The sequence below is a fragment of the Paenibacillus sp. FSL R5-0749 genome, assembly GCF_038595085.1.
Lineage (GTDB): Bacteria > Bacillota > Bacilli > Paenibacillales > Paenibacillaceae > Paenibacillus.
Map to the genome: position 1 here is coordinate 5,563,032 of NZ_CP152005.1, position 22,852 is coordinate 5,585,883.

Here is a 22,852-nt window from a genome sequence, read left to right on the forward strand (position 1 = left end):
TGGCAACGTCGTCATATTCCGGACCCATGTCCGTAGTAATGTTAAGCTGATTGATCCTTCAGATGGGTGTCGGCAAAATTCGGAGGATTGAACCAGTCTCCACTGATCGCCCATGTCGGGTCAAGCGGGACCCAGCTCTCGGAATCGCTCAAATACACTTCATTCCATGCATGCGGACCGTATCCGCCCTGACCGTTATACCCAAGTCCTGTAACCACTTTGACTTCAAGCCCTTGTGAACGGGCCATAACAGCATAGAGACGGGCATAATCAATACATACACCTTTGCGTGTATCAAATGTATTCTGCGGATTCTGTTCATGCCATATGCCCTTTTGTTCATAGTCATCCACTTTACCATAGTCATACTGAATACGTGAACCTACCCAGTCGTATAACGCTCTTGCTTTGGCTTCATCTGTCGATTGGCCTTTGACAATTTCTTTCGCGGCAGATTCAATATCCGTCGGAATATTGTGGTCAATGACTTCATATTTGCGTTGCAGGATGCCGCCCAGTTCCTTCTGCACAGCCTGCGTGAATACGGGCAGCTTGTCCTTGATAAACGTACCAGACAACGGTTCAATTACCGATTTGGCCCCTTGCATATAGATTGGAGATGCCTCCACATATCGGCTGAACATGCTCCCGGGGTAAAGACTGACAATCATGAACAAGACCGCAATGACAATCATTCCACGGACGGAGCCTATGATGGTGCCAATGATTGCACCCGTCAGCCGACTAAGCATACCTTTCGGCGCACTTTCCTCGGCTGACCCCTGCCTGCTGCTGAAAATAAATGAAGAGAGCAATCCGAGAACCAATCGGATGAGTCCATAACTCAGTACAAATAATACAGCGAACCGCATCAGTGGAAAATCTGCGATCGCCGTAACCAACGTATAATACATCTGTTCCCACCGGTTCAACTCACGATTAGGCATGGCTGAAGCATACTCAGACAACCACTGCTGTACATATGGTGCAAGCCATAACGTTAAACCGATCGATAACAGAATACCAATAACCGCCATAATGCCATCCATCAGGAACCCGAAGAGTCTGCCTGCTGAACGAGAAGCCCCTCTGGACCAACCCTGCAATAAAGAAGCAGCCACAATCAGCAGCAGCATAATCGTGATGCCATTCAATTCCTTCAGGCTGTCCAGCCAATTCTGCAGCACGTACCGATTCCCCCTTTACTACGATGCTGGTGCTGTTTTGTTCTCCTGTGCCTGTTCGACAAACGTACGTATCGTTTCATTGTCGAGTTTCCATTCCCCAAGTGAAATGCCGCGGAAGATCACATCGACTTTATCCGATTGTGTTCTGCCTTTAATCTCCACATTGGGACTTGTGATAGTGAACGCTCCATCCTGTCCTTTGACGTATGTCGCTTTGGAAGCTTCCTTAAGCATCATGCTGGTTGCTTCTTTCTTCAATGTGTCCATCGTACTGGATTGCACGTCTGTCACTGTTTGTTTGATCTGATCAATGGAGATGCCACTGTATATCAGTAGAGCCGCAATAATGATGATGGCAATCAACCATTTCAATACGGTTTTGACCACATTCAGAACAAAGAACAATATGATCAATGCAACCACGATCACCAACCAGTTCTGCATCAGAAACTCTTTGATTACTTCTATGTTCATGACTACACCTTCCGTATTTGAATTCATTCATAACACTCCCGAATATTATACATGATTTCCGAAGCCGCTGTCAGCTAAGCCCTCTCCCTAAAAAATAAACGGTCTAAGTTCGTCCTGCCAGGCGTACAAGTAGTACCATAAGGTTCTGCTGGCGAACGGGAACACGTTCAAGACCTGTAGTTTGCACATGCATCGCTTAACAAGGAGGGGCTTATGTGAAAACGGCCATCTGGCTATACCTGTTTTTGTTCCTTGCTGTATTCGATCTGCACGCCCAGTATCCCATTCTGACCCCTTTTGCCATCTCGCTGGGAGCCGCCCCTACTTTCATTGGCTGGATGATGGGTATCTATTCCTTAACGCATCTTCCTGGCAATCTCATTGCCGGAACACAAATCGATAAACATGGCAGTCGCCGCTACATTGTATTCAGTCTGCTTGGGGCAGGAGTCATCCTGCTCCTGCAAGCCTATGTCCATACCCCTTGGCAACTGCTGGCACTGCGTTCCATCAGCGGTTTTGTGCTGGCCTTCCTGTCTCCTGCATGTCTCGCCCTGCTTGCCCAGTTATCCAGTGATCCGGTGAAGCAGGGGAAGTATATGTCAGGACACGGGGTAGTACATACCCTCGCGTCTGTGGTATCTCCCGCAGCCGGGGCGATCATTGTGGGTTCCATGGGATTCTCTGCTACATTCTCAGGTTTGGGTTACTTGCTCATTCTCACAGGTGTGATTGCTTTCATGACCATGCCTCGTGGCATCGTTAAGCAGCATGAGAGAGTGACTGAACCTGCCAAACCTGACGTTTCACCAGTAGATACCAAAAGTGCATTCCTTCCGGTGTCCTGGCGCTATTTTGCCCTGCCTCTGGTTATTGCTTGTGCTCAAGGGATTCTCTTCTTCGAGCTACCCCTGCGGGGAGGAGGGCAATCGTCCATCATGTCTACCGGGTTGTTATTTTCCATTATCAGTATTGGAGCGCTCTTCACACTGAGCATGTTATTTCTTAACCGGTATTCCCCCAAGCTGCGTCTGGTTGCGGGTGTGCTGCTGATGTCCTTGTGCTTTTTTGCAATGGCCGCCATTCCGCAAATTCCGTTGTCTACCGTATTATTTGTACTCGGAATGTCCAAAGGCATTATCTTTCCAGCTATGGCTACCCTATTTATCCGTCTGAGCGGAGGAAGCAGGTTGGGCCGCATTTTCTCGCTGCAATCCATCGCAACTTCCATCGGCTCTTTTATCGGCCCAATCACAGCCGGGCAACTTCGTGTCGGGTTATCGCCCTATTTCATTGCCTTTGTTTTATTAATGATTGGTATGCTGCTGCTTCCATACTATACATCCAGACGCGAAGCTTCCCTTGCCGATCCCAAAAGTATATTAAATTAAATTTCGATCGCCTTTGTCTCCTTACCGTTATGACAGCAATTAGGCCAGTATTTTCATTAGCTTTGCATCATTCCCCCATTTACAGCTAAACTATATAAAATGGACTAACGTTTTACACACGAACGGAGCGGACTAGGGATCATAAGCACTATTTTAGTGATTTCATCTTTTTCTTAAATATCATCATTAGGTATGGGCGATCATTGGAAGTAGTGAAGGGGACGGAATCGATTTTGAAGAAGCGATAGCGTTCGCCTTTGTCTCCATATTTCAACCTATAAAAAATCAATCAGAAATTTGGAGACAACAGCGATCGAAGGAACGATCCGTAACCGTAACGGCCACTATTGATCTGATTTATTTCCTAATGTACGTGAAAAAGAATTTAGAAATCAAAGGTGCTTCTGTCCGCGTAGTGATCCGTGTAAAGAAAAGGAGTCCATTTTATATAATCAGTCGATTTTCGCTGTAACATTTCCCGGGGAATGTCGACATAAGCTCTCGAACAAGAGGTGAATATCATGCCTATTCATGTCATTGTGGAAGGTAAGAATGATCGAAGCAAACTGAAACGTCTGGTTGGACCCGAAATCAACATTTTATGCACGTTTGGAACGCTTAATTCACTTAAGCTGGAGACGTTACGCAAACAAGTCGGATATGATGAAGTTTATTTATTTATGGATAATGACAGTTCCGGCAAAAAAATTAGAGGTGTGCTTCGGGATGCATTCCCGGATGCAGTACAGATGTATACACGACGAGGATATGCGGGTGTGGAAGGAACACCTGATGAGTATATCATTGCCCAGCTGGAGAAAGCCGGGTTAGAGACATACATCCAATACCCTGAACATCCTTCCTTTTAAAAGAAATGCCAAAAGGCTGCCTTAGGTTGATATCCAACCTGAAGGCAGCCTTTACAGTTATCCAGTGATTATTCCTTGATCAGATTGCGAATATCCTCGGCAATGACAGCAGGTACAACGTCCTCTGTATTAAACGCATTATATACCTTGCGCAGCTGGTTATTCTGATCCACCAAGCCAATCATATTCATATGGGCAAAATCGTCCTTATTCTCGCCTTCAATCAGGATCTGGAATGAATCCCTGGCGAACTGCTTTGTTTTGTCCATATCCCCTCGCAAGAAGTACCATCCGGAATAATCCGCATGGAAGCGATCCGCAAACGTCTTAATCTTCTCTCTCGTATCGACTTTCGGGTCGAATGAAATGGATACAAACGAGACATCTTTACCGAAGGTGTCGTCCTCTTTCAACAGATCCTGCACTTGGGATAACGTGAACGTCGTAATAGGGCAGACATCCGGACAACTGGTGAAATAAAAGTAGAACAAACGGACTTTCCCTTGAGTATCCTCCAGTGATACCGTACTGCCATCTACATTTTCCATGGAAAAGGATTGGATCTCGCGAATCTCGGGTAATTTCTCCTTACTGACAAATAATGTGCCCCACATCAGATACACAACCATAATCAGTGCGAGCCCGAGTAGTATCCAGGTCCATATGTACTTTTTCAGCATCTTCCTCGTCCCTTCTGTATCTTCTCTTATGAATACGCATACATAAGTAAATCCAAAATCACAATTGTTTCGCTTTATCCATCTACTGTGACATATGTACTCCAAGAAACCTACTTTTTATGAGATTCTATATTATTGTAACGGTTTGTCGTAACAATGCCCATACATATTTATGGAACAAGCTGACCTCGTATACTCTGATGAAATTTCTCTCTGTTTCCGATATAAAGTTTATCATAAGAAATGCCAAAATAGTTTGACAAACTACGTACATTTATTGGGTATGGACCAAGTTATTATCATAACTTTGAAATTAGGGATGTTTTGCATCCGGACAGACGGATATTATACACTATATATGGGTATCACCTAGATAGAGAAGTAATATGCCTTAGAACGATACACCACACAAAGGAGACGTTTATGGATACCTCTACACATTTTGTCATGGGGATTGGTCTAGCTGGTCTGGCTTATGTCGATCCTATTGTCGCAACGAGTCCAATGCTTGCAGCTGCGGTAATGGTTGGCACGATTGCTGGCTCCCAGGCCCCTGACATCGATACTGCGTTACGTCTCAAAAGCAACTCACTTTACATTCGGAATCATCGGGGCTTGTCACACTCTCTGCCATTTCTCCTGTTATGGGTTCTGCTCATCACCGGCGTCATTGCCCTGATATTCCCTGGTGTCCCCATTGGACACGTTGCCATCTGGACCGCTGTAGCCGTAGGCTTTCACGTATTCACCGATCTGTTCAACACCTATGGAACCCAAGCCGCCCGGCCTTTTACGGAACGCTGGATCGCCTGGAACATCATTCATATTTTTGATCCGTTTCTATTCACTACGCATGTCGTAGCTATTCTGTTATGGGCCTTTGATCTGATCGCCCCTGCACCACTCTTCGTTACGCTGTATAGTTTGACCGGTATATATTATATATGGCGAACGATTGCTCGTGCACAAGCGGTCAGAAAAGTCAGACGTTTAGATAATAGCCCAGAACAGGCTAAATACATCGTCATTCCAACAATATCCTGGAATCGCTGGCATGTGGTTAAGCGAGTCGAGGACGGCAGTTATGTGATTGGTAAAATGGATGGTTCTAATCTGGTATGGAGTCTGCACGCCTCATCTTCTACTCATGCGGCCGTTGCTGCTTCACGCAAATCACCGGAAGTCAGTGCTTTCCTCTACTTCACCTCTTATGCGGTGGCAGAAGTGGAAGAACTGCCTGCCGGTTACAAGGTCCGCTGGGCAGATGTACGTTATCGACACCGAAAACAATATCCATTTGTCGCTGTAATTGTGATGGACCGGAATTTTGAAACGATTGATACGTATGTAGGCTGGTTAAGCGATGAGAAGATGGATAAAAAACTTTTATCCGCACGCCCTTGACGAAGTGAGCATGGCAAGGCACAATCAGTTATAGGAACTGATACGCGAGAAAGCCCGGAGCGTTTCCGCCCCGGGCTTTCTGTTTATTCTTTTATTGCTGTTGGTTAAGATAAATTATTTGCCAGACCCAGCCAGAGACTGCTCAGCGATTTGTACCAGACGTTTGGTGATATATCCACCCAAAGATCCTGTTTCACGGGAAGTGTAGTTACCATAGTAACCATCTTGCGGGATAGTTACACCCAGTTCCTGTGCAGCCTCCATTTTCAATTGTTGCAATGCAGAATTTGCTTGAGGTACCACCAAGTTGTTAGAACGAGATCCTTGAGCCATATTTATAATCTCCCTTCAATCTGTGTCTGTAATGTCATTGCAAGCTTGCAAGATTATTATGGCTCGTAGGCTTCAGGTTATACGGAATTTTACTAAATTTGTAGATGGAGGTTTTTCCCAATGAGCAAAGGTTTATCCTTATGGTTCGCGTTTTCATCCATTATCTTGTTAACGGTTACAGCAATCACAATCTCTTACTCCGGTTGGCTTGCTACGCTCCTGTTCGTCCTGTCCATTGCCAACATTGGCTGGGGCTTTGTCATTCGTGCCAAAAAAGAACGGCAGGAAGTTCGCTCGGCTACTTCAGAGCCCACTTCTTGAGCAGGTCATATTCTAACGCAAGTTTGAACGTATTAATAAAGAGGAGCCCTTAATAGGACTCCTCTTTATTTATGTTAACTATTCATTTCTTTAACTATAATTTTGTTCAGCAGCACTACAGTTTACGTCTAGGAACAAACCCCATACGTTCTTTCACGGCACTCAACGTTTGAGAAGCAACTTCTTCTGCACGACGAGCTGACGTCTCCAGAACATCGGCCAATTCGCCAGACTCGCGAATCTCATTATATCGTTGTTGCAGCGGTTCGATAACAGACACAACCACTTCAGCCAGTTCTTTTTTGAACGGACCGTACATCTTGCCTTCATAACGCTCAGCTACTTCCTTAAGCGTCATACCCGCACATTCCGCGTAGATACTCATCAGATTACTAACTTCCGGTTTGTTTGCCGGATCATAGACGACTTCACGTCCCGAATCTGTAGTGGCACGGCTGATCTTTTTGCGAATGACATCCGGCGGATCCAGCAGGGCAATATAGCTGCCGGCATTAGGATTACTTTTACTCATCTTCGAAGAGGCATCATCAAGTGACATTACCCGTGCACCTACCTGTGGGATATACGGATCTGGAATGGTGAAGTACTCCCCATAACGGTGGTTAAAACGCCCAGCCAGATCACGTGTCAGCTCCAGATGCTGCTTCTGGTCTTCACCTACAGGTACAAGATCAGCATTGTATAACAAAATATCAGCCGCCATTAATGATGGATACACGAACAGTCCGGCACCAACGGAATCTTTCCCGGATGATTTATCCTTAAACTGAGTCATGCGTTCAAGCTCACCCATGGAGGTCAGCGTCGTCATCAACCAGCCCAATTCGGCGTGCTGCGGTACATGGGATTGCAGAAATACGTTAGATTTCGAAGGATCAATACCTGCTGCAAGAAACAGCGCAGCTACCGCTTCCGATTGTTCACGCAATGCTGCTGGCTCTTGAGCCACGGTAATGGCATGAAGATCTACCACCATGAAATGACATTGATAGTCATGCTGGAGTTTTACAAAATTTTTGATTGCACCAATATAGTTGCCCAATGTGAGCTTTCCACTTGGTTGAATACCTGAAAGTACTGTTTTCATTGCACATAACGCCTCCCTGATTGTATATAAAAAGCTCCTGCCATTCTCTGCGAACGCAAAAAGGCCCCACATCCGCAAGGGACGTGAGACCGTGGTGCCACCCTTATTCGCTTTTCTTCCATTGCCCCTGACCCTCAATCAAGTCAAGCTGAAGAAACGCCTTCATTGTTCCGTAACGTGGATTATACGGCAGACTCTAGTGAGGCAAGCCCGTCTCTGGCTTAACCTGTTCAAATCCACACTCAAGGGTCCATTCAGTAAAGAGTTCACACCGGTTCGCATCAACCACCGGCTTTCTGAAGAGAATTCTCTTGGCCTACTTATCCCTGTCATCGATTTATATCATTCAATTTGAATACGTACCTTTAGAGTTCCATCTTAATGCGCACAGGCGCTAATGTCAAAATGAGTTGAACTTTTTTACCCGAGACACTGAAATCTGTTATGATGGAATTGCTTATTAACATGCCTGCTTCACAAGAAGCAGCGCAGGAAATAGCTGGCATGTACACAATGACACGCCTGCAGCAGTCCAATCATTACAACTGCTCGCAGACAGATTTCAAGTGGGAAAAGGAGCATCGATATGAAACAAGTGACCAAAGGCCAATGGAATGGTTACGACACGTATATCCTACATAGCCGTGAATTGGAAATCACCCTGCTGCCACGTCTTGGAAATAACATTATTTCTATTCGGGATTTAGTGCAGGACAGGGATATCGTCCGCCGTCCGGATGAAGACGATCTTGCCTTTTATCTGCAGAAGCCGTACCATTTTGGCGTTCCTCTCCTGATTCCACCAGGACGCATTCATCGGGGACAATTCGAATATGAAGGTGTCCGTTACCAGTTCAATCAGAACACGGCAAATGACAACCATATTCACGGTCTCCACCGTACCCAATCCTGGTGTGTCAGTGATATCGAGGAAGATGAAGACGGATGTGCAATTACGACCGAATTATTGACTGAAAATGAAGAACACTGGATGGCTCAATTCCCGATTCCTCTGAAACTTGAGATGACGTTCAGTCTGCAAAACGCTGTATTTAGCCAGCGTCTGCGAGTCACCAATCTGAGCTCAACGCCTGCTCCTTTTGGGATGGGCTATCATACATGGTTTTTGTTAGACGGCAAACCTGCCGATTGGACACTGCAACTTCCTGTTTCCGGAATATACGGTCAGAATGAAGAACAACTACCAACAGGTGAGCTGGAATCCCTGGGTGAATGGTTTGCTCTTAACGAAGGCATCAACTTGCAGGGACGTAACTGGGATACGCTGTTGAAAGCTACCGAAGGTGAACCGGCTGCGGCTTACTTACGGAGGCAAGATGGATATACGCTGAAATATTCAGCAGATGAAACATTTTTCAAACACTGGGTTCTCTTCACCAAAGGGGAATCCGATCAGTTTTTGTGCATTGAACCGTACACTTGGCTCCCGGATGCACCTAATTTGGATTTATCGGATGAACAGACGGGATTGATTCGCCTGGAACCGGAACAGCCTGTTGAGCTATTTACACGTATTGAGGTTATACCTCCTACAGACTAAGTGAGCTAATCATCATCTATACTGTTTACGCTGATCAACATATATTTCGATACCATGTACAACTTGCCGACCCACATTGGGTCGGCTTTTTTATGTGATCCGCGCACCAATAATTAACCATATATTTCCTTACGCCATATCATGTATATTTCCTTATTCTCTAACCATACTAACATCACCAACCCATAAGGAGGTGACACATATGTACGGAGGTCAAAACCAAGGTAGCGGTAGCCGCTCCAACAACCTGGTCGTTCCCCAAGCAACTGCAGCATTGCAACAATTGAAAATGGAAGCTGCACAAGAGCTGGGTGTAACTATTCCACAAGATGGTTACTACGGTAACTATACTTCCCGTGAGACAGGTTCTCTGGGTGGATACATCACTAAACGTCTGGTGCAAATCGCTGAGCAGCAATTATCGGGTCGTTCGTAAGCTCGTAATTATTGCTTGAGCTAAGCAGAATCCAAAAGCGGCCTTCTTCGGAAGTGCCGCTTTCTCTTGTGTAACGAATTATGAGGTCGACTCCATATCAGAATCCTTGTATGTATTCGTTCTAGGGTAACGAATCATGAGACTCGCCATATTGTAATTGGACTCCATTGTTGCATCTACCAGAATCATACCTTGTCTTACTGTGAAGTCGTACGATATTTCGCCATGTGTCCAATTGCGTTTGAATTTCAAAGTTTCCAGTGCCATCGCCCGGAAAGAAGTTCTCTGGGTTTCGTTTAGTCCCTTCTCTTCCAAATCCATCTGCCCATCCCGTCCAGTTATCGGATTATGTCGAATACCGAACTTCCCAATTACGTTGTTTCGTATTTGCACAAAAACTACTCCTGAATCTAACCCTGACAACTCATGATCAAGCTCTTTAAATACTAAATCTAACTGACGTGCTAATGAAAGCTGGTCGATTTTCATAATAACACTCCTCCTACATGCTTATAGTCCTATGTAACAAGGACTTACGACTCATTATATGACATCATTTGCGCATGTTCAACAAACAACGGCAAACTTGGGTATTTTTAACTATAAATTGCGCAATTAATTGCCATTCCCCTTCCTTAAAGTGAGTTTTTTCGTTCATTTGCGACAAAATATTTGAGAATCAAAAATAAGGATTCTGTACAAAAAAAGGCTGCAATCCTGTGTTTGTTAACACGGAATTGCAGCCTTTCATATATATTCAACCTATTACATTCAACCTATTTTTGGGGTGCTGTCATCTGCAAAAACTGCTCAATATCGGCAATAACCAAGTCCGCAGCATTTTGCCAGAATTCCGGTTGTTTCAGGTCTGTACCCAGATGTTTCTGCGCAAGTTCTTCGACCGTCATACGTCCTGTATCTCGTAACAAATCATCATATTTATCTGCAAATGCTGTGCCTTCTTGCTGTGCTCTCGCATAGATTCCCGCACTGAACATGTACCCAAACGTGTATGGGAAGTTATAGAATGGCACACCTGTCAGATAGAAATGCAGCTTGGATGCCCAGAAATGTGGATGATCTGATGCAAGTACACCACAGAATGCTTCCTGCTGTGCATCCACCATTAATTTGGATAGTTCATCCGCGTTAACCAAGCCTTTTTTGCGTTGTTCATAGAAACGATTCTCAAACAGGAACCGGGCATGGATATTCATAAAGAAAGCCACACTTCGCTGTATCTTGTCTTCCAACAAAGCCAGCTTCTCTTGTTCATCTGTTGCCGCCTGCACAAGGGCATCTGCTACAATCAATTCAGCAAACGTGGACGCTGTCTCAGCCACATTCATCGCGTAACGTTGATTCAACGCAGGCAACTCTTCCATAATGTGTTGATGATATCCATGACCAAGTTCATGCGCAAGAGTCGACACATTGGACGGTGTCCCGGAGAAGGTCATGAAAATTCGGGTTGCTTTGCTAAGTGGTAAAGATGTACAGAATCCTCCCGGACGCTTGCCGGGGCGGTCTTCAGCTTCAATCCAGCGTTTCTCAAAAGCCATCTCTGCAAAAGAAGAAAGTTTAGGACTGAACTTGGCAAACTGTTCAACGATATTGATAGCTGCCTCATCGTAAGTGATTTTGCCACTCGACTTACCTACAGGGGCGTCTACATCGCTCCAACTGAGCTTGTCTACCCCGAGCAGTTCTGCCTTGCGCTCCAGATATTGAACAAGTGCAGGTTTGGCACCATTAATTACATTCCACATCGTATCCAGTGTCTGACGGGACATCCGGTTGATGGCCAGAGGTTCCTTGAGGATATCATGCCAGCCACGTTTCTCATATAACTTCAGACGGAATCCCGCGAGGTGGTTCAGTGTGTCTGCGCAGAAATCTTCGACATCCGTCCAAGCCTGTTCCCAGTTTGCAAATACCGTCTCGCGTACATTCCGATCACTATCGCTCAGTTTGTTAGCAGCTTGCCCTGCCGACAGCATGACCGTTTCCCCATTTTGCTCAAATGGAATGTTCACCTTGCTGACAATCGTGTTATAGAATTTGCCCCAACCATGGTAACCATCCACACCCAGATCCAGTGCAAGACCTTCAAGTTCAGGCGACAGCTTCTCACGAGCCAGCGTGCGACTCTCGTTCAGTACAAATGCAAGCGGCTGAATATCCTCCCGAGCAATCCAGGCGTCCCACACCGAATCTGACGTCTGACTGAGTGTATTATCGAACTTCGATTTGCTGCCGTTCAGCATCGCAGCAATAGAACTGATGGCCCCCTGAAGCTGGGTTGCCTTCTTGTCCTTCTGGTTTTGCGATGAGAGGCAGGATACAAACGCAGAACCTTCCGATATGCGGACATAACAGCTTTGCAGCAGTTCCAAAATGGGATCAAAAGCTGTCGTCTCTTCTAATGAAGTCGGTGCAGGTGTTTCGTTCAATAGTTGTTGCAGTTTACGTACATCCTCTTCCAGTTCAATCAGATACGCAGCGAATGTCTCGGAGGAAGAACCTCCACTAAAAATGGACTCCAGATCCCATACGGGGTGTAATGGCGTTTTCATTTAATAAGGCACCTCTCTCTATAAATTGGATGGTTAGGATTGAATTAAAAACTGGTTTTCTGTTCACTGTATCTCTATACTAGAGAAATACTTATAGTAACTTTCAGGAGGTAAACGTATGAAACCTTTACAAGTATCGGCTGATACAGCCGTCAAATTAGCAGAATCCTTGGGCGTACCTTTGGAACATCTGATGCACATGCCCCAACATATCCTAATGCAGAAGATTGCGGAACTCGCCAAACAAGAAGCCTCCAAACCTTCCGCACCAGAAGGCGAACAAGAATGATTCCCTTTGAGAACAGCTGGCCTTACGATATTGTGATGGGAGACATCTATGTACAGCAATGTCCCTACTGTCATGCAAGCAACGTGCTGCTCCCCCTCAAACCGAAAGAGCTTGTGCGCATCCGCGAAGGCAAAAAGAAATTACTCGTCTTTCCCTGCTGTAATACCAGCATGACCGTGATCGACAATGACAGTGACTATTTGTTATCCAGCCGTCCTGTCCGTAACTAATGTAAGATCAACCTAGAGGGGGCTGCGCTTCGCAGCCTCTTTGTCTGCTTCAAGCATCTCTTCAGGCAGCTCCATCTTACCGGAGATCATCTGTTCACGCAGCACGGCCCATTGTTCCCTTGAAGCACGAATCATGGCCGCATCGGTGATCCGCTTGTCATGAATGACCTTGCTGAACCATTGCACTGCTTCATTAAACCGTCCTACCCTGCGGTTCAATTCCCCGAGTAAATACAACAGTTTGGCTTCATTGCCACCTGTTCCCTCCCGTTCGAACACCTTCACATAAGCTTCAAGGCTAAATTCGAGAAAGCGATGTTCCTGTGCATGGTCCTCCATATAACGATACAACCAAGCTATATGATGTAACAGACCAGCGACAACACGGTCTTTCTCCTGGATAACCTGTGCGCACAGCAAGGCAAGCTTGTACGTAGCCAGCGCCTGGTCCAGTGTCCGAGCTCCGCTATAGTCACGTTTTACCCAGCGATTACCGATCTGTTCCTTAAAAGCCTTGCGTTGAGCATCATTCAAATGCTCCGTTGCGTTCTCCGTGGAAGCAAACCCGCACTGTGGACAGATGCGAACCACATAAAAATCCGGATTCTCCAGCTTGTAGTAGGCACAAAAATCCGAATCTGTCCGGTAGGGCCTTTTCAAACTCGGTCTTACCCGTGAAGTGTCATACTCGGTTTCGCAATAATGACAAGTCACTTTCACCTTATATAGCGGCTCTAATTCCAATCTATTCCATCCCTCTCCCGTACGCTTATAATCATATTCGGAACTACGGTGTATTCACAAAATGATGTGCAGGCCCGGATAAACGCTGCAGGATAAACGAGTGCAAAGGCTCCTCCACACCGATCTGTGTTAAGGCTTGATCCATACATGCAAGCCAAGCCTCAGCGCGTTCAACGGTCACTTCAAAATGCATATGACGGGCACGCATCATCGGATGTCCGAACGCCTCGGAAAACAGCCCTGGTCCTCCAAAAAACTGAGACAAAAACATATACTGCTTGTCGATAACCGGCTGAATATCTTCCGGGAAAAGCGGAGCCAGTTGCTCGTTCTGCTGAACGATTGGATAGAAGGCCTCAACCAGTGCGCGAACACCTTTCTCACCGCCAAGATTGTCATAAATACTCAAACTGGGATTCATTCGTCTGATTCCCCTTTCTGATGTCGAATTTTGCCATATATTACACGTTCCGTGAACATTGTGAAAACAGTAACAATATCCAGGCCACAGAAGCCTTTATCTCCATTCTATCAAAAAAAACCAAAAAGTCCTATATAACATGAAATCATCAGGGCTCATTCCCTGCCATCTGTATATAGGACCTTCTTCGGAACCTAACACAAAAAAAGCGCCAACCACATAGGTTGGCGCACTAGATATTCCATTAATAACTCCGCCAGTCCTCTTCCTCAGAGCGTACTAGCGAGGCACGTATCACATATACAAAAGCACAGACCAGGATTCCGGTGACAAGACTCATGATCATCACTCCATCCGATTTGAATTCCACCTTGGAGACAATTAGGTGACGTTCAGGCGTTTTTCTCATTTTAGCACACATCACTCAAAAACACAGCCACTTTTGCAAGCGCTTTCTACGTATAATTTTGTACTGTTTGTCCACTTTTTTTCATATATTGATGGCAATAGCATCACAGATTTCCGCACACCGACCATTCCAAAAGTAAAGGAGAAGAATTCATGGCTGCTTCACAAAGACTCACCCATGTCCTGGTCACACTCGCTCTCCTGATCCTTTGTGTGTTAATGGTCTTGTATCCAGCGGAAACCTGGCATGCAGGTGTACGCGGACTGTCCATCTGGTGGGACGTATTGTTTCCCTCCCTTTTTCCTTTTTTGGTGCTGTCCGAGCTGCTGCTCGGCTTTGGCATTGTTCATTTTCTGGGTACCTTGCTGAATCCACTGATGCGTCCATTGTTTCGTGTTCCCGGAAGCGGTGGTTTTGTATTTGCCGTGAGCTGTGCATCCGGTTATCCTACAGGGGCGAAACTGACCGCACAGTTATGGGAACAAAAGCTGGTTACCCGGGAAGAAGGAGAACGGCTCGTTGCCTTCACCACATCCTCCGATCCAATCTTCATGATTGGAGCCGTATCGGTTGGGTTCTTCCATAATGTCGCCATTGCTCCGCTATTGGTTGCAAGTCATTACGCTGCAGCTTTTCTGGTGGGTATGCTCATGCGTTTTCACGGGGGTACAGCGAAAGGCTCACAGCCAGACATCTCTTCTGCATCTCCATCGGAGCAAATACCTAGAAACAGACTGGTCCGGGCCATCTATGCAATGCATGAGGCAAGAAAGGCTGACGGACGGGTATTCGGTGAACTGCTGCGCCACGCCGTCTCCTCATCCCTTCGACTTATTATTATCGTAGGAGGGCTGGTTGTATTCTTCTCGGTCATAATGGAGTTGCTTGTACAGACCGGTTGGCTTGGCGGATTATACGGCATAACCGAGCAACTGCTTCGATATAGCGGACTTCCTCCATCCTTATCTCCTAGCTTGGTCGGGGGGCTATTTGAAGTCACACTGGGGGCCAAAGAGGCCGGAGGTGTCAGCACTTCCATTCCACTGATATATAAAGTGGCGGCAGCAGCCTTTGTTCTCTCCTGGGGCGGATTATCCGTCCATGCACAGATTATGAGTATTCTTAGCAACACCCCCATGAGATATGGTCCCTTTTTATTTGCCAGAGCGATTCATGCGCTAATCGCACCTGTGCTGGTCCTGCTATTGTGGACCCCCATGATGGGGCGTTCCGCTTCACCCGTTCTCATGGAGCCTGGTGTAATCCCATCGTTATCGACATATACACCGGACTGGGGACTGATCGTCCTGACGGGGGTCATTGTTTTTGCGAGTATCATTATGTTGTTGTTATTGCTTACGATATTAAGTTATATCTTCAAGCCAAGACGACATGTCAAAAAATAAGTCGCTCATTCATCTATATTTAACTGAATATGCTTCCAAACGTTGTGTTCTTCCGCGGAATTGATTATCATCGGTAGTATAATGACCACAAAGGAGCTTTCATCTTGAGATACTATGTTCAAGACCGCGGAGACCAGTTATCGATTGATCTCAGTCAGCAGTTTCATGCGCTGGCGAAGGAAGAAGGGTTCAAGCTGGATGCAGAATCGCCGGAGATTGTCATCTCCATCGGGGGCGATGGTACGATGCTGCAAGCATTTCACAATTTCATCGACCGTATTCCGGATATTGCTTTTGTTGGGGTTCATACAGGCCATCTCGGCTTTTATGCCGATTGGAAGAAGGAAGAATTACGGGAATTAGTCAGGCTGATGAGTGGCAAGGGAGATCCGGAGCGTCTCAAACCACGCATTGTCCAATATCCGCTGTTGGAGCTTGAGATTCGGAAAAAGTCGGGGAATTCCTCTTACATCGCACTTAATGAATTTACGTTAAAAGGTGTGGACGGTACCGTCGTGGCCCAGGTCGATATTAACGACGTGACATTCGAGATGTTCCGTGGCGATGGAATCTGTGTATCCACGCCTTCAGGCAGCACGGCATACAACAAGGCCCTTGGCGGTGCAATGGTTCATCCGACCATCGAGGCTATTCAGATTGCGGAGATTGCTTCAATTAATAACCGGGTCTATCGGACACTTGGTTCACCGGTCATTTTGCCCAAGCACCATCATTGTGATATTTTCTCCCGCAAGGATCAGCGGTTATTGATGACGATTGATCATGTGAATGTGATGGTGGAGGATCTGATATCCGTCCGTTGTCAGGTATCCAGTCACAAGGTCAGTTTCGCGCGTTTCCGTCCTTATCCATTCTGGAACCGGGTTCGCACGGCATTTCTTGACTAAAATAAAGACACCAAAAAAGCGGTCCTTCTCAGGAACCGCTTTTTGCTTTGGCTTGAGGCTGATCTTTGCTCTTCTGGAGCACAAAATACGCACAACCAAAGTTACAATATTCATTGATATAGTCCACCATACTGGCGATCGTGGAATCCTTCGTCGCTTTCGGATGGTTATCACGGTAAAAACCTTTTAATCTTAACTGGCTATAACCCCAGTCTCCGATAATATAATCATAACGCTCCAGCACCTCACTGTAACGATCACGGAAGACCTCTGGATTCCAGCCCTCTTTGTGGTTCTGGACAATTTCATAGTTTTTGCCGCCGATCTGTACAATGACCGGTTCTTTGGGCTTTTCTTCAACCGATTCAACAACAGATTCTTGAACTGGCTCCTGGATCTGCTCCTGGAGTTGGTCCTGAATCTGTTCTGTGCTTTTTTCTTCTTCCAATCCGGTATCCTCCATCACGCGTGTGTTGCCGCCTGTTCAGCATGTTTGGTGGCCGATTTCACCTGTTCATGCGCATGGTAGGAGCTGCGTACCATCGGGCCGGACTCGACGTGGCTGAACCCACGTTTTAATCCTTCCTGTTTCAATGCAGCGAACTCCTCTGGCGGATAATACTTTTCAACATACAGATGTTTCTCGGATGGCTGCAAATATTGACCAATCGTCATAATATCACAGTCTACCGCACGAAGATCATCCATGGTTGATAAAATTTCATTATATTCCTCACCTACACCAAGCATAATGCTTGATTTCGTTGGGATGTTAGGTTGCATTTCTTTGGCACGAGCAAGCAATTCCAGTGAACGTTTATATTTTGCCTTGGCACGCACTTTGTCTGACAACCGCTCAACCGTCTCAATATTGTGATTCAGAATGTCCGGTTTGGCATCCATTACAATCTGCAAAGATTCCCGATCGCCCAGAAAGTCTGGAATGAGCACTTCAACGCTGCACAATGGCAACCGCCGCCGTACGGCCTTAACTGTCTCTGCAAAAATTGTAGCTCCTCCATCCTTCAGATCATCACGGGCTACACTTGTAATGACGCAGTGTTGCAGATTCATCTGCTCTGCTGCTTCCGCCACACGTTCTGGTTCCTGCAAATCAAGCTCCGTTGGCAAGCCTGTATTCACCGCGCAAAAACGGCATGCCCTTGTGCAAATATCGCCCAATATCATAAAAGTGGCCGTTCGATTGGCCCAGCATTCATAAATATTCGGACACCGCGCTTCCTCACATACCGTATGCAGCGTTTTGGAACGCATCATCGTTTTCATTTCCTGATAGTTATCGCCGGTTGTCAATTTGATCCGAATCCAATCCGGCTTCGGTTCTTTAACACGTTTTGCCAATGCATAAACCTTCTTTCTAACTGAAGTTAGGCTGTTGCTCGGAACATATTATACCATGAAAGCGTTGGAAAAACCCCCATTTGTCACATCTTGTGCATTCATACCCGATATGGACAATTTGGTTCATTCGATTCATCCCAAGTGCTTACATGGATAAAACGAGAACTTTTGAAGAACGCTAACCTTTAGCTTGGTTCATCGGGTACCTTGTATCATTCTATTGGAAAGGGGCTGCTTCCCAGTGCAACAACGCTTGACCTCCAGGCACACGTACCGATTTTGGATCAAAACCTTACTTACAGGTACGCTGCTTCTCCCATGTTTATCTGTTGACGTCTACAGTGAACCTGTCGGGGCTACTCCGAAACCACAGGCCAACGAGTTAAAACCCGCAGAAATTTTCGCTGCACGTCGCCATTTATATGAGACCATCGGTCAGATGACTCAGATTCCCTGGTATAGGCTAGCCGCAATTGATCAGTATGAACGAACAATTACTCGCGCACATCCAAAGGATCGCAAGCATCCGGAGCGACTTACAGGTATTTTCATGACTCCTCCGGCCTGGAGAGGATGGCTAAATCCTGATGAGACGGATCAACATCCGGAATCCATTCTTTTTTTCAAAGGATATGGACGTGACGGTTCAGGAGACGGTATAGCGGATGCTAACAATGATCAGGATGTGCTGTACAGCATGGCTTCGGTCATTCAGGGTTACGGAAACAAGCAAGAGGACTTCAACATCGCCCTGTGGGAATATTATCACAACTCCCGTGCTGTGCAACGGATACAGCAATTCGCGAAGTTATATGAACATTTTGACAATCTGGATCTGTTTGGACACGCCTTCCCGGTTCCGCTCGGAACCAATTACTCCTATCGCAGCACCTGGGGGACAAAACGAAGTTGGGGCGGTTATCGCATTCATGAGGGAACGGATATCTTCGCTCCACATGGTCTGCCGGTGCGCAGCACCTGTTACGGGGTCGTGGAGATTAAAGGCTGGAATCCGTTTGGAGGCTGGCGCATCGGTATCCGGGATTTGAACAATCATTATCACTATTACGCCCATCTCTCGGGTTTTGACAAAAGTGCTGGCATCGGTGAAGTTGTTATACCTGGTCAGGTTGTGGGTTGGGTTGGCAGTTCGGGTTACGGTAAACCTGGGACACAGGGCAAATTCCCTCCACATCTGCACTATGGGATCTATCGTGACAGTGGACTGCACGAATGGTCGTTCGACCCTTATCCACAGCTGAAACATTGGGAACAGGAAGAACGCAAACAAAAGAACAAGAAAAGCAAGTGAGACGAGCATATGTCAATATAAGCATTTCCGCTGGGAGTACGATGAACATTCGAAATAGGGACCTCTTCAATAGAGGCCCCTTTTCTCATTTTGTACTTAAAGTCTTTTTACAAGGAATTGTCTGTATTACGGGTGCGCGCTCTTGTTAGACTGTACGCCCCCATTCACATCAGGCAGATCATCCGGTTCAAATTGTTCAAGTTCGTTCCCTTGCAAAGGGTCTGACGGTGTCTGTTGCTGGTTCTGGCTAGGGGGATTCGCAGTCACTCCATTACCGCTTGATACACCCGTATGGCCTGATGGCAGCGCAATAGCTGGGGCATTACTTCCGTTACTGCCTACCGGCTTGCCCTGATTATCGTAATAATACATCGGCACATCCCCGACAACCAGAAGGTAGGAGATCGGGATTTCCGTATCGACCGTTTCGGGCTCCATGTCGAAGGGCACCACGACGGCGACCTCAGCAATGATGTGAATGTACACTTCCACCAAAATCATGTTAATCCCCGCATTTTGCTGACGGGTGTTGAGGTCCACTTTGACAGCGCCTTGGGGCTCAATACGAACCGGTATACTCGGGCCAAATGAAGCCATCACCGGACTTCCCAGCGCCTGCCCCAGCGGGATTTTTTCTTTTAACATGTGTACATTCTGCAGCGTGGATTGCACAATATTCATTGTACTTGCGGTGATTCGCATATGCTCATTGTAGTTCAGCATGAAACCGGACACTTTCCCGGCGGTATCCGTCTTCCAGTCAATCAATCCTTCGTTGGTTTTGCCATCTGCAACCTGTGCTGTAATCGCCTTGTTGATCGCTTCGGTCGCAATCTGCTTCACTCTGATCTTGGCCAAGTGCATGATGGGGGGCTTCATTTTCTTATCTACATAAGCAAAGCCCTGCATCAAACAAAACGCAGTGACCAATAAAATGATCAACCACATTTTGCGCTTGCCGCTTGGCGGCTTACGGCGTTTCCGGCTTCGCCATTTTCTTCTCATCATCGAAGTGTCCCTCCCCTGCGGGATGAGCTATAGGCTATAGTTAACCTTATGCACCGTTGTCCTGAAAAAGAAGGACAGTACGTGGACACTGGACCAGAAAGTAACAACGACATTAATGAGACAAGTACTGTACTTCTTATTGGCTAAATCTAACCGGAAATCGGAAACTACGTAAACCGAGTTAAAAAAAACCTTTCGCCCGCAGATTCCTCTGCAAAGCGAAAGGTTTTATGTTCAGACCGCCCAAAGACTTGGGCACTGGTAGCCATTTATTTCGGTACAGATTCCCAGTCTTTCAGGAAACGTTCAATCCCGCTGTCCGTCAGTGGGTGCTTCCAAAGTGTCGGCAGAAGCGAACCTGGAATGGTGGCAATGTGCGCACCGGAAAGGGCTGCATCTTCGACGTGTTTGATATTGCGAATGCTTGCTGCGATAATCTCGGAAGGCAGATCATACATGTCCAGAATAAGACGCAGATCACGAATCAGTTTCATGCCATCCACCGCAATATCATCCAGACGCCCAACGAATGGACTGATGTAGGTTGCACCAGCTTTCGCTGCCATCAGACCCTGTGCTGCGGAGAAGATCAGCGTGACATTGGTTTTAATCCCTTTTTGCGTTAACTCATGACAAGCATACAGCCCATCTTCGGTCATCGGCAGTTTAATAACTACATTCGGTGCCCATTCTGCAATTTCATAAGCTTCCTTCAACATATCCTCGGCTTTGAGACCGATAACTTCAGCACTGACCGGGCCTTTAACAACGCCACAGATCTCCTGAATGACTTCTTTAAATACGCGACCTTCTTTGGCAATCAAAGACGGGTTAGTCGTGACTCCATCCACCAGACCCAGACGTTCGATCCGTTTGATTTCTTCCACATTCCCTGTATCCAAGAAAAATTTCATGATATGTTCCCTCCACTTGATGAATTCGTAAACACGATATAAGTTATTACCCGATGTCCATCATATGTTAACAGTTATATATAAAATTATTTTTTCTCTACAGCGTGACCGCCAAATTCATTACGCAATGCCGCTACCACTTTACCTGTAAATGTGTCTGTCTCCAGGGAACGATAACGCATCAGCAAGGACAAAGCGATAACCGGTGTAGCCGTTTGAAGGTCAAATGCCGTTTCTACCGTCCAACGTCCTTCACCGGAAGAGTGCATTACGCCTTTAATTTCATCGAGGTTTGCATCTTTGGAGAAGGCACGTTCTGTCAGCTCCATCAACCAAGAGCGGATAACAGAACCGTTGTTCCATACTCGTGCTACTTGTTCGAAGTCGAAATCAAATCCACTTTTCTCCAATACGTCAAAACCTTCACCGATGGATGCCATCATACCGTACTCGATACCATTGTGGACCATTTTCAGGAAGTGGCCGCTGCCCGCTTTACCAGCATACAGGTAGCCGTTCTCTACGGAAGTATCTTTGAATGCCGGCTCAACGATAGCCCAAGCTTCAGGGTCTCCACCGATCATATAACATGCTCCATTACGTGCGCCTTCCATACCGCCAGATGTACCTGCATCCATGTAGTGAATGCCTTTGGTTTTCATCTCTTCGTAGCGACGGATGGATTCTTTGTAGTGGGAGTTACCCGCTTCAATAATGATGTCGCCTTTGGACAACAACGGGCTAACTTCAGCCAATACAGCATCTACCACGTTGTGAGGAACCATGATCCACAATACACGTGGGGATTCGAGCGAAGCCACCATCTCTGCGTATGAAGATACGCCTGTAGCGCCGTATTCTTTCATTTCATTTACTGCTTCAGCGTTCAGGTCAAAAGCAACTACTTCATGTTTGTGATCAATCAAGTTTCTGCCCAGGTTCAATCCCATTTTTCCTAATCCGACTAGTCCAAGTTTCATTTTAAAATCCTCCTGTTATGAACAATGTTTAAATTTCATCTTTGTTGCAGAGCGCCAGACTACATTCCCGTTTCGCAGCAATCGTTCCGGTTACGGATCGTTCTTTCGATCGCTGTTGTATCTAAATTTCTTTTCATCAAGCTTTAAATTGATGAAATTTGGATACAAAGGCGAACGCTTTGCTTCTACAGAATCGATTCCGTCCCCTACACTACGTCGCTACTTAGGCAAAAAAATCCAGTGCGTCCGCTAATCTATATTTAAAAATTTTCACGGCCTTCCGGTCACATAACCGGAAGGGCTTATGCAAAATTGGAACGGTATAATTCATAAAAAATGAGATCTGTATACATCATGAAAGTTACTTCATCTATATCAGCATTTTGCATCATTTCGATCAACTCGCTTCCGAATACAAGTTCTAGAAAACGAAAAGAACCATTTCGTTTCATATCCTGTTTACTTGAAAGACGGTCTTTGGATTTGTGCAAAATGTTCATTGGTGAACACAATGGATTGCACTATTGTG

At 46.1% G+C, this 22,852-nt stretch carries 26 protein-coding genes and 1 other annotated feature; of the genes, 11 read left to right on the plus strand and 15 right to left on the minus strand.

Going from position 1 to position 22,852, the window contains the following annotated elements; genetic code table 11:
* Window positions 1-41: 41 nt before the first annotated feature.
* Both MKY85_RS24780 and MKY85_RS24785 read right to left on the minus strand, forming a co-directional pair.
* The gene (locus tag MKY85_RS24780) at window positions 42-1,187 is read right to left on the minus strand and encodes a transglutaminase domain-containing protein (RefSeq protein ID WP_342571019.1); all 1,146 of its coding nucleotides are present in this window, start codon (window positions 1,185-1,187) and stop codon (window positions 42-44) included.
* An 18-nt stretch (window positions 1,188-1,205) separates the two neighbouring features.
* Entirely contained in the window at window positions 1,206-1,688 is a 483-nt protein-coding gene (locus MKY85_RS24785) for an ATPase (protein WP_342571020.1), read from the minus strand.
* A 188-nt stretch (window positions 1,689-1,876) separates the two neighbouring features.
* Between MKY85_RS24785 and MKY85_RS24790 the strand changes: the two genes are divergently transcribed.
* Window positions 1,877-3,052, plus strand: a complete 1,176-nt coding sequence (locus tag MKY85_RS24790) for an MFS transporter (RefSeq protein ID WP_342571021.1) — start codon at window positions 1,877-1,879, stop codon at window positions 3,050-3,052.
* A gap of 521 nt (window positions 3,053-3,573) precedes the next feature.
* The gene (locus MKY85_RS24795; protein WP_192135859.1) at window positions 3,574-3,921 is read left to right on the plus strand and encodes a toprim domain-containing protein; all 348 of its coding nucleotides are present in this window, start codon (window positions 3,574-3,576) and stop codon (window positions 3,919-3,921) included.
* Between the two features lie 68 nt (window positions 3,922-3,989).
* On the opposite strand, the gene MKY85_RS24800 is transcribed toward MKY85_RS24795, so the two are convergent.
* The gene (locus MKY85_RS24800; RefSeq protein WP_339237563.1) at window positions 3,990-4,601 is read right to left on the minus strand and encodes an SCO family protein; all 612 of its coding nucleotides are present in this window, start codon (window positions 4,599-4,601) and stop codon (window positions 3,990-3,992) included.
* 423 nt (window positions 4,602-5,024) lie between these two features.
* Between MKY85_RS24800 and MKY85_RS24805 the strand changes: the two genes are divergently transcribed.
* Complete coding sequence (locus MKY85_RS24805; RefSeq protein WP_342571022.1) at window positions 5,025-6,005, plus strand: metal-dependent hydrolase; 981 nt, start codon at window positions 5,025-5,027, stop codon at window positions 6,003-6,005.
* A 114-nt stretch (window positions 6,006-6,119) separates the two neighbouring features.
* Here the strand turns inward: MKY85_RS24805 and MKY85_RS24810 are convergent, their stop codons facing one another.
* Window positions 6,120-6,338, minus strand: a complete 219-nt coding sequence (locus tag MKY85_RS24810; protein ID WP_024634589.1) for an alpha/beta-type small acid-soluble spore protein — start codon at window positions 6,336-6,338, stop codon at window positions 6,120-6,122.
* Window positions 6,339-6,458: 120 nt separating this feature from the next.
* On the opposite strand from MKY85_RS24810, the gene MKY85_RS24815 reads away from it, so the two are divergent.
* Window positions 6,459-6,659 carry a hypothetical protein gene (locus MKY85_RS24815; RefSeq protein ID WP_253440716.1) on the plus strand — a complete coding sequence of 67 codons (201 nt, stop codon included), beginning with the start codon at window positions 6,459-6,461 and terminating at the stop codon, window positions 6,657-6,659.
* 115 nt (window positions 6,660-6,774) lie between these two features.
* On the opposite strand, the gene trpS is transcribed toward MKY85_RS24815, so the two are convergent.
* The gene (gene trpS / locus MKY85_RS24820) at window positions 6,775-7,767 is read right to left on the minus strand and encodes a tryptophan--tRNA ligase (RefSeq protein ID WP_342571023.1); all 993 of its coding nucleotides are present in this window, start codon (window positions 7,765-7,767) and stop codon (window positions 6,775-6,777) included.
* A gap of 74 nt (window positions 7,768-7,841) precedes the next feature.
* Window positions 7,842-8,109 (minus strand) — a binding site (T-box leader).
* Window positions 8,110-8,353: 244 nt separating this feature from the next.
* Between trpS and MKY85_RS24825 the strand changes: the two genes are divergently transcribed.
* Both MKY85_RS24825 and MKY85_RS24830 read left to right on the plus strand, forming a co-directional pair.
* Window positions 8,354-9,328 (plus strand): aldose 1-epimerase, encoded by a 975-nt coding sequence (locus tag MKY85_RS24825; protein ID WP_342571024.1) that lies wholly within the window; start codon window positions 8,354-8,356, stop codon window positions 9,326-9,328.
* A gap of 202 nt (window positions 9,329-9,530) precedes the next feature.
* Window positions 9,531-9,764, plus strand: a complete 234-nt coding sequence (locus MKY85_RS24830) for an alpha/beta-type small acid-soluble spore protein (protein ID WP_105601328.1) — start codon at window positions 9,531-9,533, stop codon at window positions 9,762-9,764.
* A gap of 78 nt (window positions 9,765-9,842) precedes the next feature.
* Here MKY85_RS24830 and MKY85_RS24835 read toward each other — a convergent pair whose 3' ends face one another.
* Window positions 9,843-10,256 carry an O-methyltransferase gene (locus MKY85_RS24835; RefSeq protein ID WP_339243206.1) on the minus strand — a complete coding sequence of 138 codons (414 nt, stop codon included), beginning with the start codon at window positions 10,254-10,256 and terminating at the stop codon, window positions 9,843-9,845.
* 284 nt (window positions 10,257-10,540) lie between these two features.
* Window positions 10,541-12,340, minus strand: a complete 1,800-nt coding sequence (locus MKY85_RS24840; RefSeq protein ID WP_342571025.1) for a M3 family oligoendopeptidase — start codon at window positions 12,338-12,340, stop codon at window positions 10,541-10,543.
* A 118-nt stretch (window positions 12,341-12,458) separates the two neighbouring features.
* On the opposite strand from MKY85_RS24840, the gene MKY85_RS24845 reads away from it, so the two are divergent.
* Entirely contained in the window at window positions 12,459-12,629 is a 171-nt protein-coding gene (locus MKY85_RS24845; protein WP_017692379.1) for a YycC family protein, read from the plus strand.
* On the plus strand, window positions 12,626-12,859 hold the full coding sequence (locus MKY85_RS24850; protein ID WP_062324061.1) for a hypothetical protein: 234 nt from the start codon (window positions 12,626-12,628) through the stop codon (window positions 12,857-12,859). Before MKY85_RS24845 ends, MKY85_RS24850 begins: the two co-directional genes overlap by 4 nt.
* Before the next feature lie 12 nt (window positions 12,860-12,871).
* Here the strand turns inward: MKY85_RS24850 and MKY85_RS24855 are convergent, their stop codons facing one another.
* The 3 genes from MKY85_RS24855 to MKY85_RS24865 all read right to left on the minus strand — a co-directional run bounded on the left by MKY85_RS24855 (window position 12,872) and on the right by MKY85_RS24865 (window position 14,433).
* The gene (locus MKY85_RS24855; RefSeq protein ID WP_339237587.1) at window positions 12,872-13,603 is read right to left on the minus strand and encodes a DUF2225 domain-containing protein; all 732 of its coding nucleotides are present in this window, start codon (window positions 13,601-13,603) and stop codon (window positions 12,872-12,874) included.
* Between the two features lie 43 nt (window positions 13,604-13,646).
* The gene (locus tag MKY85_RS24860) at window positions 13,647-14,024 is read right to left on the minus strand and encodes a globin (protein WP_036605723.1); all 378 of its coding nucleotides are present in this window, start codon (window positions 14,022-14,024) and stop codon (window positions 13,647-13,649) included.
* A 244-nt stretch (window positions 14,025-14,268) separates the two neighbouring features.
* Entirely contained in the window at window positions 14,269-14,433 is a 165-nt protein-coding gene (locus tag MKY85_RS24865) for a hypothetical protein (protein ID WP_253440723.1), read from the minus strand.
* 152 nt (window positions 14,434-14,585) lie between these two features.
* Here MKY85_RS24865 and ylbJ point away from each other — a divergent pair, with 152 nt between their 5' ends.
* Together ylbJ and MKY85_RS24875 are read left to right on the plus strand one after the other, a co-directional pair.
* The gene (gene ylbJ, locus MKY85_RS24870; protein ID WP_339237590.1) at window positions 14,586-15,839 is read left to right on the plus strand and encodes a sporulation integral membrane protein YlbJ; all 1,254 of its coding nucleotides are present in this window, start codon (window positions 14,586-14,588) and stop codon (window positions 15,837-15,839) included.
* Window positions 15,840-15,943: 104 nt separating this feature from the next.
* Window positions 15,944-16,747: an NAD kinase gene (locus MKY85_RS24875; protein WP_036673293.1), complete on the plus strand. Its 804-nt coding sequence runs from the start codon at window positions 15,944-15,946 to the stop codon at window positions 16,745-16,747.
* Window positions 16,748-16,775: 28 nt separating this feature from the next.
* Here MKY85_RS24875 and MKY85_RS24880 read toward each other — a convergent pair whose 3' ends face one another.
* Window positions 16,776-17,195, minus strand: coding sequence for a YutD family protein (locus MKY85_RS24880; protein WP_339257266.1), 420 nt, complete (start codon window positions 17,193-17,195; stop codon window positions 16,776-16,778).
* A gap of 14 nt (window positions 17,196-17,209) precedes the next feature.
* On the minus strand, window positions 17,210-18,109 hold the full coding sequence (lipA, locus tag MKY85_RS24885) for a lipoyl synthase (protein ID WP_253440726.1): 900 nt from the start codon (window positions 18,107-18,109) through the stop codon (window positions 17,210-17,212).
* A 241-nt stretch (window positions 18,110-18,350) separates the two neighbouring features.
* On the opposite strand from lipA, the gene MKY85_RS24890 reads away from it, so the two are divergent.
* Window positions 18,351-19,421, plus strand: a complete 1,071-nt coding sequence (locus MKY85_RS24890; protein ID WP_342571026.1) for a M23 family metallopeptidase — start codon at window positions 18,351-18,353, stop codon at window positions 19,419-19,421.
* A 126-nt stretch (window positions 19,422-19,547) separates the two neighbouring features.
* Here MKY85_RS24890 and yunB read toward each other — a convergent pair whose 3' ends face one another.
* From yunB to gnd, 3 genes are all read right to left on the minus strand, one after another.
* Entirely contained in the window at window positions 19,548-20,429 is an 882-nt protein-coding gene (gene yunB, locus MKY85_RS24895; protein WP_342571027.1) for a sporulation protein YunB, read from the minus strand.
* 269 nt (window positions 20,430-20,698) lie between these two features.
* Window positions 20,699-21,343: a fructose-6-phosphate aldolase gene (gene fsa, locus MKY85_RS24900; RefSeq protein ID WP_036605718.1), complete on the minus strand. Its 645-nt coding sequence runs from the start codon at window positions 21,341-21,343 to the stop codon at window positions 20,699-20,701.
* 86 nt (window positions 21,344-21,429) lie between these two features.
* Window positions 21,430-22,323 (minus strand): phosphogluconate dehydrogenase (NAD(+)-dependent, decarboxylating), encoded by an 894-nt coding sequence (gene gnd, locus MKY85_RS24905; RefSeq protein ID WP_339237600.1) that lies wholly within the window; start codon window positions 22,321-22,323, stop codon window positions 21,430-21,432.
* Between the last annotated feature and the right edge of the window lie 529 nt (window positions 22,324-22,852).

Excerpts from the sequence above, each read along its gene's own strand:
- MKY85_RS24785 (WP_342571020.1), bottom strand. The coding sequence starts at position 1,688 with ATGAATTCAAATACGGAAGGTGTAGTCATGAACATAGAAGTAATCAAA.
- MKY85_RS24795 (WP_192135859.1), top strand. The coding sequence starts at position 3,574 with ATGCCTATTCATGTCATTGTGGAAGGTAAGAATGATCGAAGCAAACTG.
- MKY85_RS24800 (WP_339237563.1), bottom strand. The coding sequence starts at position 4,601 with ATGCTGAAAAAGTACATATGGACCTGGATACTACTCGGGCTCGCACTG.
- MKY85_RS24805 (WP_342571022.1), top strand. The coding sequence starts at position 5,025 with ATGGATACCTCTACACATTTTGTCATGGGGATTGGTCTAGCTGGTCTG.
- MKY85_RS24810 (WP_024634589.1), bottom strand. The coding sequence starts at position 6,338 with ATGGCTCAAGGATCTCGTTCTAACAACTTGGTGGTACCTCAAGCAAAT.
- MKY85_RS24815 (WP_253440716.1), top strand. The coding sequence starts at position 6,459 with ATGAGCAAAGGTTTATCCTTATGGTTCGCGTTTTCATCCATTATCTTG.
- trpS (WP_342571023.1), bottom strand. The coding sequence starts at position 7,767 with ATGAAAACAGTACTTTCAGGTATTCAACCAAGTGGAAAGCTCACATTG.
- MKY85_RS24825 (WP_342571024.1), top strand. The coding sequence starts at position 8,354 with ATGAAACAAGTGACCAAAGGCCAATGGAATGGTTACGACACGTATATC.
- MKY85_RS24830 (WP_105601328.1), top strand. The coding sequence starts at position 9,531 with ATGTACGGAGGTCAAAACCAAGGTAGCGGTAGCCGCTCCAACAACCTG.
- MKY85_RS24840 (WP_342571025.1), bottom strand. The coding sequence starts at position 12,340 with ATGAAAACGCCATTACACCCCGTATGGGATCTGGAGTCCATTTTTAGT.
- MKY85_RS24845 (WP_017692379.1), top strand. The coding sequence starts at position 12,459 with ATGAAACCTTTACAAGTATCGGCTGATACAGCCGTCAAATTAGCAGAA.
- MKY85_RS24850 (WP_062324061.1), top strand. The coding sequence starts at position 12,626 with ATGATTCCCTTTGAGAACAGCTGGCCTTACGATATTGTGATGGGAGAC.
- MKY85_RS24860 (WP_036605723.1), bottom strand. The coding sequence starts at position 14,024 with ATGAATCCCAGTTTGAGTATTTATGACAATCTTGGCGGTGAGAAAGGT.
- MKY85_RS24865 (WP_253440723.1), bottom strand. The coding sequence starts at position 14,433 with ATGAGAAAAACGCCTGAACGTCACCTAATTGTCTCCAAGGTGGAATTC.
- ylbJ (WP_339237590.1), top strand. The coding sequence starts at position 14,586 with ATGGCTGCTTCACAAAGACTCACCCATGTCCTGGTCACACTCGCTCTC.
- yunB (WP_342571027.1), bottom strand. The coding sequence starts at position 20,429 with ATGATGAGAAGAAAATGGCGAAGCCGGAAACGCCGTAAGCCGCCAAGC.
- fsa (WP_036605718.1), bottom strand. The coding sequence starts at position 21,343 with ATGAAATTTTTCTTGGATACAGGGAATGTGGAAGAAATCAAACGGATC.
- gnd (WP_339237600.1), bottom strand. The coding sequence starts at position 22,323 with ATGAAACTTGGACTAGTCGGATTAGGAAAAATGGGATTGAACCTGGGC.